The 8,681-nt window shown below is 57.8% G+C and carries 6 protein-coding genes; 3 read left to right on the top strand and 3 right to left on the bottom strand.

Annotated features, from left to right (window positions below; genetic code table 11):
* Positions 1–932: hypothetical protein (locus HV796_RS38785; protein WP_175233088.1), on the top strand; the 932-nt coding region annotated here is incomplete at its 5' end.
* Positions 933–973: 41 nt separating this feature from the next.
* On the opposite strand, the gene HV796_RS38780 is transcribed toward HV796_RS38785, so the two are convergent.
* From HV796_RS38780 to HV796_RS38770, 3 genes are all read right to left on the bottom strand, one after another.
* Positions 974–1,694, bottom strand: a protein-coding gene (locus HV796_RS38780) for an IS6 family transposase (protein ID WP_175233089.1) whose coding sequence is annotated in 2 segments (ribosomal slippage) — positions 974–1,057 and positions 1,059–1,694 — 720 coding nt in all. Because the reading frame shifts where the segments join, the coding sequence is not laid out codon by codon here.
* A gap of 594 nt (positions 1,695–2,288) precedes the next feature.
* Positions 2,289–5,297: an amino acid adenylation domain-containing protein gene (locus tag HV796_RS38775; RefSeq protein ID WP_175233087.1), complete on the bottom strand. Its 3,009-nt coding sequence runs from the start codon at positions 5,295–5,297 to the stop codon at positions 2,289–2,291.
* Positions 5,298–5,456: 159 nt separating this feature from the next.
* The gene (locus HV796_RS38770; protein ID WP_281369983.1) at positions 5,457–6,851 is read right to left on the bottom strand and encodes an FAD-binding oxidoreductase; all 1,395 of its coding nucleotides are present in this window, start codon (positions 6,849–6,851) and stop codon (positions 5,457–5,459) included.
* Between the two features lie 963 nt (positions 6,852–7,814).
* On the opposite strand from HV796_RS38770, the gene HV796_RS44785 reads away from it, so the two are divergent.
* On the top strand, positions 7,815–7,964 hold the full coding sequence (locus HV796_RS44785; protein WP_246356315.1) for a hypothetical protein: 150 nt from the start codon (positions 7,815–7,817) through the stop codon (positions 7,962–7,964).
* Positions 7,912–8,645, top strand: a protein-coding gene (locus tag HV796_RS38760) for an IS630 family transposase (RefSeq protein ID WP_246356314.1) whose coding sequence is annotated in 2 segments (ribosomal slippage) — positions 7,912–7,975 and positions 7,975–8,645 — 735 coding nt in all. Because the reading frame shifts where the segments join, the coding sequence is not laid out codon by codon here. Before HV796_RS44785 ends, HV796_RS38760 begins: the two co-directional genes overlap by 53 nt.
* Positions 8,646–8,681: the final 36 nt, after the last annotated feature.

Below are 8,681 nucleotides of genomic sequence, written 5' to 3'. Positions count from 1 at the left end.
TGAACGCTCCAGGGCGTCGACAGCCGGCTGCCCCTCTCCCAGGCAGCAGTCGCGCAAAGCCCCGTGCACGGTTCGTTCCGACATTACCTGAACACATCGATCTGCTGAAGGGTCTGCCCGAAGAACTGGGTCAGGCATACCGCTTTAGCGTCAGGCGGTTCCTGGTGCATCTGGAAGAACAGGGACAGTCATGGTCGCAACTGGTGCCCGCGGGCAGCGGTGCGGGTGCGCGTCCTGCTGCGCTTGAGCAGGCCGTCAGCGAGGGTATCCGGCATCATGGCTTGCAGACCAGGACGCGCGCAGCCATCAACCACGCCTTCGGGTTCAGGCTGCAAGGCGACATACAAAGAGCGGTGGATCTTCAGGAGCACAGGGATCTGCTGAAGGATCTGCCCGAAGAACTGGGTCAGGCATACCGCTCTAGCGTCAACCGGTTCCTGGTGCATCTGGAAGAGCAGGGACAGTCATGGTCGCAACTGGTGCCCGCGGGCAGCGGTGCGGGTGCGCGGCCTGCCGCGCTTGAACAGGCGATCAACGAGGGGATCCGGCATCATGGCTTGCAGCCCAACACGCGCGCAGCCATCAACCAGGCCTTCAGGTTCAGGCTGCAAGGCGACATACACAGAGTGCCTGATCTTCAGGAGCACAAGGATCTGCTGAAGGATCTGCCCGAAGAACTGGGTCAGGCATACCGCTTTAGCGTCAGGCGGTTCCTGGTACATCTGGAAGAGCAGGGACAGTCATGGTCGCAACTGGTGCCTGCGGGCAGCGGTGCGGGTGCACGTCCTGCCGCGCTTGAACAGGCCGTCAGCGAGGGGATCCGGCATCATGGCTTGCAGACCAACACGCGCGCAGCCATCAATCGGGCCCTCGGGTTCGATCTGCAAAGTGAAGCAGAAATGCGGGGGATAGTCCGGATTGTGTCGCGATAAGATGGTCGGGACGAGTAAGCTCCAATATAATCAGGAGTGCGTTACATAATTAGCGAGTAGAACTGCGCGGCAACCGTTCGGTCGACGCCGTCGTCTTTCATCTGCTTCTTGCGGATCATGTTCATTGAGTTCGATGCCGGCCAGGATGATGCGAGCACACCGCAAATCCTTGAAACCCATCATTGGTTTGATGATGCGTTTGATGGCGCGGTGATCCTGCTCCACGATGTTATTCAGATACTTGTTCTGGCGGACCTTGATCGGTGTCGAGCGCTCGGCGTTGAGCGCTTCAAGCGCAGCCAGATTCGCGCCGCTCCTGTCCACGGTAATTGTCTCGGGCTCGCCGTTCTGTTCAATCGCCTTCTCGAAGTGGCGGCGCGCAGCGGCCTTGTCACGATGGGCGCGCAGCAGGAAATCCACCGTGTTACCCGCCTTGTCGACGGCCCGGTACAGGTACTTCCATTGGCCTCTGACCTTGACGTAGGTTTCGTCCATCCTCCAGCTCTTGCCAACCGGTCGCTTGTGCCGTCGAAACGCCTTTTCGAACAACGGCACGAGCTTGATGACCCAGCGGTGCACGCTCGAATGATCCACCTCAATGCCCCGTTCGGCCATCATCTCTTCGAGGTTGCGCAGGCTCAGCGAGTACGCCACATACCAGCGCACACACAGCACAATCACCTCCAATGGATAGTGCAGTCGCTTCAGTACCTTGCCAATGCCCGCAGGCAGTGCCTTGCCTGGCGTCTTCGTCTTTGCCATCATTTTCGTCATGCGTTACGATCCGGCCGATTCTACTTCACCGCGTTAATGCGACAGAGCCTCACCGACTACCCATTTCATATGGCTGGCTACTTTAACCGATTCCCCAAGCCGATTTGCACCAGAGCCGACGCGAGCATGTGCGTCGGCACGACGGACACTGGAAACGCGGCACCGAAACGGGATTGAGATCGCCGCGCGCGCCGCGATCAGCCTTGCGATCATAAAAACCATGTCCCCAAAAGGTAACCGAAGCCACAATGCGGGCAACGATCCGGACGGTACGACTGGGGTGTAGCGACGACCGCGCGACGATGTTGTTCGAGAGTGAGAAATGCAAATACAATCCGATGCATGGCCAGTTTGTTCTTGATGCTCGTACGGCGTTTGGTAGACATCGCACGATATCAGAGCAACACTGGCCATCCTCACGTCAGCTTCGTCTCGCGCTGCTCGGGGTGACGTTCTGAAATTCTCCCTCGCCGATCACGCGACAAACTCTTCTCCCGAGCCTCGTATTATTCGCGACGTAACACCTTAACAGGGGCGCGCCGGATGCTGTTGCGCGTAAACGTCAGGATGTCGCGGCCGGATTTATGCAACAACGCCCTTCTCACTCGTCAAGGCATCAGCCCGAATGCCGAGTGAATGTTCGAGATAACGCCGAAGTTCCGCCTCATCGAATGCGGGAGCGACGATGCCACTTCCTTTGAGCAGCGCGGACGTATTGTCGTGCCGCCAAAGATAGGTTTGCTGGTACATCTCGATGATGCAGTTGTCCTTGTACATGGGATCGCGAAAGAGATTCAGCACCGGATAGAGTGGAGTTTGCGGAACGTCCACCCAATGGTCGCGCCATTCGCGGAAAGGAACAACCCTGAACTCGAATCCGAAGTACCGTTCGAGCAGGTTGAAGAACTGTTTTAACGATACGTTTCCTTCGCCGGAATGGATGAGGTTGAATTTCTGGCCCAGGGCGGACTGCTTCCGGGCGATGTGGGCAACCGCCTTTGTCATGTAGTCCACGGAACTCAACCCTTCGCGCAGTTCATGCAGGTCGGGAACCATGCGATGCGCAATACAAGTCTTCACCAACCGCCCCCACCACTGGTAATCGGCGCTGAGGCCTGTGTGGGTATGGTACGTGGCATAGCCGAGGCGGAACGTGGCCAACGGCAGCCCCCTAGTCCGGGCGAGGTCCGCGATCTTCTCCATTACCCACTTGCTTTTGACGTAGCCAATGTCGGAGCAGATCGCTTCCAGGTTCTGGTCGATATCGTCGTTTTCGGTGACCACGTCCCGCTTGGTAATCCAGTATCCCCAGCTATAGATCGAGATAGTCGACAGCAGCATCAGGGCCTTCGTTTTAGCGGTAGCGGCAAAGCGAATAATGTTGACGAGTCCGTCGACATTGTCCCGCTTCATCGCCGCGTAAGGCTTGATGAAGTTCACAGCGCTCGCCGAGTGGTGGATCACCTCGACCTGTTGACAGAGTGTGTCATAGTCGACCGGCTTCAGGCCGAAGCCCGGGGAGGCGATGTCTCCGGCGTGGACCTTGATGCGGCCAATGTTGGCGGCAGCAACGGGAACCCGATATTCTTCGATCTTCTCCCGGATGCGCCGCATGGCTTCCGCCGCGCTCCTCGCCCGCACAATACAGTGGACGTCGGCACGGGTAGTGGTCAACAGTTCGGCTAACAGATGAACGCCGACAAAACCGGTTACGCCGGTGAGCAGCACATGCGCGGGATCCGCTAGTCGCTTGCGATCGAACGAACCGGAAAAGACGATGTCATCGGGAAGCACCACATCGCGCCACAGCACCTCGGGCGGCGTGTAATCGGAGACTGCGCTGGAAGCATGCGGGCGTCGACGGATTTCCGCAGCAAGTGTTTCGGCCGTCGGATGGTTGTAGATGTCCGTGATACGCAGCGAAAGGGAGAGCTTCTCGGACAGCCTTGCGATGACTTGAGCCGCGAGCATAGAATGGCCACCCACAAGGAAGAAATTGTCTTCGCGTTGAAAGTTCGAATGCTCCAGCGCTGCCTGAAAGGCCAGTAGAACCGATCGTTCGATGGGATCAGCGATCTCATCGAAGGTCTGTGCGAACACTGCCGTGCGCGTGAAGCCGGCGAGCAGGGTAGCCTTATCCGTCTTGCCGTTGGCATTCAACGGAAAATTATCCCTGATGACATAGTGCGCCGGCACCATATAGTCGGGAAGAAGGGCGCGTGCGGTTTCGCGAACACGTTGGACGATATCCCTATGGGATGCCTCGAGGTTTTCCGGAATGAGGAAGGCCACCAATTCTCTTGAGTTGCCGTCCCCGGGTAAAGTCGCGGTCACGCTAGCCTTGCGGATGCCGGGGTGCCGGGCAAGGGTGGCTTCCACCTCGCTAGGTTCGACCAGGTGCCCCCGGATTTTCACCTGCTCATCGAGGCGACCCAGAAACTGGACACTACCGTCTGGCAGATACCTTCCGAGATCGCCGGTACGATAGATTCGCTGCCCTGGATCGAGAGGATTGAGCGGAAAGCGCTCATTTGTGAGGGCTTCATTGTGCAGGTAGCCCCGGGCCAGGCAGCCGCCGGAAATGCAGATCTCGCCAATGGCATTGCCGACGACTTCTCGCATCGACTTATCGAGGATCCAGATCCGGGCTTCGCCAATTGCCGTGCCGATGGACGGCTCCCGTCCCAGACTGGAGCTCGCAACAGGACGGCACGTTGCCCACATCGTCGCCTCGGTCGGGCCGTAATAATCGATCAGCGAGAAGTGGACGTGGTCGGTATTGATCGGACTGAGTTTTTCTCCGCCCGTGAACAGATACTTCAACGACGAGAGATCGGCGCCGTGCATGACCACATCGGCAGCCATCACCGTAGGCACGAATGCATGCGTGATACGTTCTCTTTCGAACGAGCGCACGAGTTCGGCAGGGTCACGCCGGGTCGCATCATTCAACAGATAGAGGCGTGATCCCGCACACAGCGCTGACCATATTTCCCAGTGCGCGATGTCGAAGCCGAGCGCGGCCATCGAAGTCGAGCGGCTCTGAGCGTCGATGTGGAAATGACGGTTATGCCAGCCAACGACAGTTGCTACTGAGTGGTGTTCGATGATTACGCCCTTGGGTACGCCCGTGGTTCCGGATGTGAATATCACGTACATGACATCTGTTGGTGCGACCACCCGAGCAGGTGCCGTCGCATCCCCCATGTTCTTTCGTATTGTGTCGATATCGGCAACCTGCACATCGGCGATGGAACTCACCATGCCCGGGGCAGTAGTTAGCAGCAAGACGGATCGGCTTTGCTCGATGATGTAGGCCTTGCGCGCCGACGGGTAAGCATGGTCGATAGGGACGTAGGCTGCTCCGGCCTTTAGTATTCCAAGCAGGCCAATAACGAAGTTGGTCGATCGTGTGGCCTCAATAGGCACAAGATCTCCCGATCCGACGCCCCGTTTTGCCAGGAAGGCAGCTACCGCATCGCTATGCCGGTTCAACTCTCCGTAGGTCAGTGTTTCATCGTCAGAGACAAGTGCTATGGCTTCGGGATCCTGACGTACTATGTCATCGAGCACTTTCGTTGAATTGGTCATGTTGGCTCTCCTGAAAAAATTGTTCGGATATTGGTTTGAGATGCATTGAGCGGTTGTCGAGTTGGACGACAGCGGTTCAGTCTTCGATGGAAGCGTAGGCCCCGCTCCATGTAAGTGTGTCTTGCCATTCGAGTCGTAAGTCTCAATTACGCTCGCCTACTAACCGTCGAGGGGAAGACCCTGGAAGACTCCCTGTGGGTCGTAACGTTGCTTCAATTCCTGGAGGCGACGCCAGCTGCTGGGGGAAAAACAACGTGACACTTCGTGTGATCGATGTTCAAGGTCGAACTCGTTGATGTAACACTGGGCGGCGATCGGCTTGAGTTCATCGTAGAGCTCTCTGAGCCAGGACAAATTGTCATTGTCGTCGCCTGCGCCGCTCCATCTCGCGTAGGTGGAGAAATACCACTGCCCCTGAGCCGAGTATGCGGCAGCCGGCAGGGTCGGTGTGCCACGCCAGATCAGAAGCGGCAGGGTTGCAGGGGACGGCAGCCGCGCCAGATGTGAAATCAGTATCCGCGCAGCCTCCTCTGGACGATCGGTCAGTATGTTGTCGGCTGCGTAGCGATCGGCACTAAACACCGCGTCGCCATGTTGGTGCAGCGCGTCGAAGCCGGTGGCTTGTTCCTCGCTCGGCTCGGCAGACGCCCACCTGCGCAAGAGTGTGATGGCGGGTGTATGCAAAGCCGTCGCTGCCGCAGCGTCCTCGGCGAACGCGAGCGTGGTGATCGCCACCTCATGCGGGCTTCGCGACGAATCGGCGTGTTCCGCTGGCACGATGGCCAGCATGACTTGCAATCGGCGGCTTGGCGGCGATTCAGTGATTGCGCGCAGGGCGTCTGCCAGCCGCTCGAGAGGTAACCGCAGGCTTCGTGCGGTGATGGTACCCGGTAGGGCCGGGCAGTTCAGTTCAAACGATACCGCCGCAAAAAAAAGACAGGGACCGCCGCCGCGGGCCGCCCAGAATAGATCGGAATGTTCCTCCGCGCTGGCATGCAGGAGTCGGCCGTCGGGGGTGACCAGATCGAGCGCCGTGATCTGGAAGGCGCTCATCGGCCCCCAGTCGCCAAAATTGATGCCGAGCCCTCCGCCGAGCAGGAAGCCGCCCAAGCCCACCGTGCCGCTGTGTCCCGTCGGAAAGGCCAAGCCGTAACGCGCGAGCGCACGACTCAATTCCAGGCTGGTGACGCCCGGCCCGACGATCGCGCGTTGTCGATTCGGGTCGACTTCCAAGGTGCGTAGCGCCGACATATCGAGCAAGATTCCGCTGTCGCGCAGGAATGAACCGGAAAAACTGTGACCGCCACTCCGTAGTGAGATTGGCAAATCATGTTCGCGGGCGAAATTGACGGCGGTCACAACGTCATCAGCCGAATGCGCACGGACAATGTAATGCGGAAAACGTGAGAAATTTCGCCTGTTCCAGCAACAGTCCCGGCGTTTCTGCTCGTAATCTGCCTGTCCGTTGCGCCAAGCTCGGCCTCGAAAGATCCGTTCGAGTGTTTCCCAGGGGGAGGCTGAGGAGTTAGTTCCGGCGTCAAGGTTAGAATTCATCCTGGTGGTGTACTTTCCTGGAATTTTCATGGATTTTATAACTACCGGGTACTATTTAATTCGCGGCGACCATTCAACTTTATTAGCTGACGGATCGTGCCTTCAAATTGATCGATGAGGATCAAATCGCTTCATGACGCGCGCTCAAGCGCTGCGCGGCAATACGTGCATGTCCCAGAGAAGTTCGAATGATTGACCGAGTTTCGGCCGCCAACTTTCCGGCGACCTGGAAGTTCCCGGCGTTCGGGGCTTCTGGCATGTGTGTAACACACCTCTCTGCTTTGTCGAAAGCGAGCGCCCTGCGCGCTTTCAGTTGCCATCTCCGCAATCACAGTTGAAAACGCCTCTGGACTTTCACGTTTCCAATCACTTCCAGTACACCGCGGGATTCGAAATTCCACCGGAAACGCTGTGCGGTGGCATCGTCCGTCCGCGGCAGAAACGGAAACACTTCTGACAGAGGATAGGGGCGGCTCGTCGGCAACAGTCGGACACATCCGTATCCGCGTTGCACACGTCGATACCGACAAGATAGAGCGTTTTGTCGTGATCGAACCGGTCCGGCTCCAACAGCTCTTCGTTGGCGGTTGCCAATTCAGTTATCTGACGAAAATACCGTGCCGGCATTTGTCCGGCTGGTATTGGGGTCTTCCAATATTCTTTCCGCTTCTAGTAATCGTGAAGACATGTTGTTTGCCCTGCTGAATGACGACGGTTCTATTAGAGGGCAACCATGCCTTAGCGAGAACTGCAATTTTTGATAGGTACTTCAAGCGCCCATTGCGACTATATTTCGGCGATTCGAATTGAATCTATTTCGACCAGCCGTTTGCTTACAAAAGGACGTTGTTGCATAAATCGAATTTGAACGCAAACGTGGGCCTTTGATGCTGAATTCAGGCAATGCGGACGTAGAGTTCTGTCGCATTAGGGCGGTTGGGTAGAATTGCGAAGACCGAACACATGAACGAACCCGATGGCAGAGACGACGAAAACGCCGCGCAGGACGGTGCGGGCCGCGATTGGGAAGGCGTTGAAGCGGCTGCACTATCCGCTGGAGGTGATCCTGCTGGCGGTGCGCTGGTACGTGGCGTATTCGCTGAGCCTGCGTAACCTTGAAGAATTATGGCCGAGCGTGGCGTCGAGGTCGACCATTCGACGGTGCATCGCTGGGCAATACGGCTCGTGCCACTGCCGGAGAAAGCCTCATGGTCTCAAAACGCCCCCGACTTCGGGACCAAAGCTGCAGACGTGATAGGGCTGTATCTGAACCCGTCCGCACATGCTGTGGTGTTCTGCATGGACGGGAAGACGGCAATTCAGGCCCAGGATCGTAAGGACCGGATGCTGTCGCTGTCACCCGGCCGCGCCCGGAGCCATGGGTTCGAATACAGGCGTAACGGTACGCTCAGCCTGTTCGCTGCGCTCAATACGGCAACCGGGGAAGTGATCGGCAAGACGGCGCCACGCCATACCAGCGGGCAGTTCGTCGCCTTCCTCACCGGTGTTATCGCCAGCCAGCGGCCCAAACAGGAGATTCACGTGATCTGCGACAACGTCAGCAGCCACAAGCCCTCCCGCGTGCATGACTTCCTGCGGCAACAGCGTAACGTGCAGTTGCACTACACGCCAACCTGTACGTCCTGGCTCAATCAGGTGGAAAACCGCTTCGCGCGCATCCAGCGTGACGTGATCACGCGAGGTATCTTCACCACGGTTAAGGCATCCTGTTATACACATCTCGTAGCCCAAGGCGTCGTGCGCGGGAGAACGCGTTTACTTTCAAGGACGTAGCGCTGCGCTTGTAAACTTGCGGCGGATCGCGTTTAC

It is taken from the genome of Paraburkholderia humisilvae, from assembly GCF_902859855.1.
Lineage (GTDB): Bacteria > Pseudomonadota > Gammaproteobacteria > Burkholderiales > Burkholderiaceae > Paraburkholderia > Paraburkholderia humisilvae.
This window is presented reverse-complemented; position numbering and strand designations above follow the sequence as displayed.

Excerpts from the sequence above, each read along its gene's own strand:
- HV796_RS44785 (WP_246356315.1), top strand. The coding sequence starts at position 7,815 with ATGAACGAACCCGATGGCAGAGACGACGAAAACGCCGCGCAGGACGGT.
- HV796_RS38775 (WP_175233087.1), bottom strand. The coding sequence starts at position 5,297 with ATGACCAATTCAACGAAAGTGCTCGATGACATAGTACGTCAGGATCCC.
- HV796_RS38770 (WP_281369983.1), bottom strand. The coding sequence starts at position 6,851 with ATGAATTCTAACCTTGACGCCGGAACTAACTCCTCAGCCTCCCCCTGG.